The organism is Dermacoccus sp. GAS27A (assembly GCF_044909235.1).
In the GTDB taxonomy this organism is placed as follows: domain Bacteria; phylum Actinomycetota; class Actinomycetes; order Actinomycetales; family Dermatophilaceae; genus Dermacoccus; species Dermacoccus nishinomiyaensis.
In genome coordinates this window covers 1-1,382 of record NZ_JBIYDW010000027.1, presented here as the reverse complement: position 1 = coordinate 1,382, position 1,382 = coordinate 1, and the positions used below count along the sequence as shown (strand labels likewise).

At 67.8% G+C, this 1,382-nt stretch carries 1 protein-coding gene; it reads right to left on the bottom strand.

Features of this window, described 5'->3' with window-relative positions:
* Positions 1 to 35: 35 nt before the first annotated feature.
* Positions 36 to 1,309, bottom strand: a protein-coding gene (locus tag ABH936_RS14070) for an IS3 family transposase (RefSeq protein ID WP_404603552.1) whose coding sequence is annotated in 2 segments (ribosomal slippage) — positions 36 to 961 and positions 961 to 1,309 — 1,275 coding nt in all. Because the reading frame shifts where the segments join, the coding sequence is not laid out codon by codon here.
* Positions 1,310 to 1,382: the final 73 nt, after the last annotated feature.

Sequence of the window (1,382 nt, the reverse complement as noted above, 5' to 3'; positions counted from 1 at the left end):
GGGCCCTACCCCCGGATCTTGGACACGGGGTGTGATTACGCAGCAGGTCGCAGCGTAGCGGTGTAGCCGGTCTCGAAGGCGACCGGCGAGGTGTAGCGACACCACGAGTGGCGTCGCTTGGTGTTGTAGCGGACGAGCCATCTGAAGACCTGCCGACGGCAGGTCAGCTCGTCACTCCAGCAGGCGGCGTCTTGGAGGACCTCGCGCTTCATCGTGGCGTTGAACGACTCTGCGAGGGCGTTGTCCGCGCTGGATCCGACGGCGCCCATGGACTGGGTCACGCCGAGCTTGCGGCAGAGCTTGGCGTAGGCCTTCGAGCAGTAGACCGACCCGTGGTCGCTGTGGAACACAGCGCCCTTGAGGCTGCCCCGGGTCGCGGCGGCGGCCTTGAGGGCGTCCTCGACGAGTTCGGTGCGCATGTGGTCGGCGATGGCCCACCCGGCCAGCCGACGGGAGTAGCAGTCGATCACGGTCGCCAAGTACAGGTTCGTCCCGTCGGCCAGCGGCAGGTAGGTGATGTCGCCGACATAGCGCTCGTTGGGGCGCTCGGCGGTGAAGTCACGCTGGAGCAGGTCGGGGTACTTCTGCCCCGACGGCTCGGGGATCGTGGTGCGGACCCGGCGCTTCTTCATGTAGCCGCGGATGCCCTCGGCCCGCATCACCCTCGCGACACGCTTGTGGTTGACCCGCTCACCGGCAGCCGCGCTGTCACCGAGTTGAGCGTTGAGCTCGGCGGTGATCCGCGGCGCGCCCTGAGTGTTGTCCTCGGCATGGACCGCTCTGATCCGCTCAGCCAGCGCTGCGTCGTCAGCTGCTCTGGCTTCGCGGGCCGGCGCGGCCTTGAGCCAGGCGTAGTAGGACGAGCGCTCGATCTCGACGAGCTCGCACAGTCGCTTCACCTCGAAGGTGGCGGAGTTGTCGGCGACGAACTGGAAGCGACTCACCAGCGCGTCTCCCCGGCGAAATACTTGGCCGCCCGCTGCAGGATCTCCCGCTCGGTCGTGAGCTTGGTGGTCTCCGCTCGCAACGCCGCGTTCTCGGCCTCGAGCCGGGCGATCCTCTGCTCCGGCGTCTCGTCCGTCGGTGCCGACGAGCTCGCGGCGGACGTCTTGGCTTGCAGCGGGCTGGAGGTCAACGTCCCGTCAGCGGCGGTCTTCTTGCCGGTGCCGTAGGCCTCGAGCCAGTGCCGCAGGGTGCCGCGGACGATGCCGAGGTCCTCGGCGATGCCGCGGACCGTGGCGCCCGGGGTGGACTCGTACAAGTCGACGGCCTGACGACGGAACTCTTCGGAGTAGTTCTTCCTGGCCATGGTTCTTCGATCATCTCGCTTCCCCAGCACCAGGTGCTGGATTCAGCGTGTCCAAGAACCGGGGTCAGGCCCC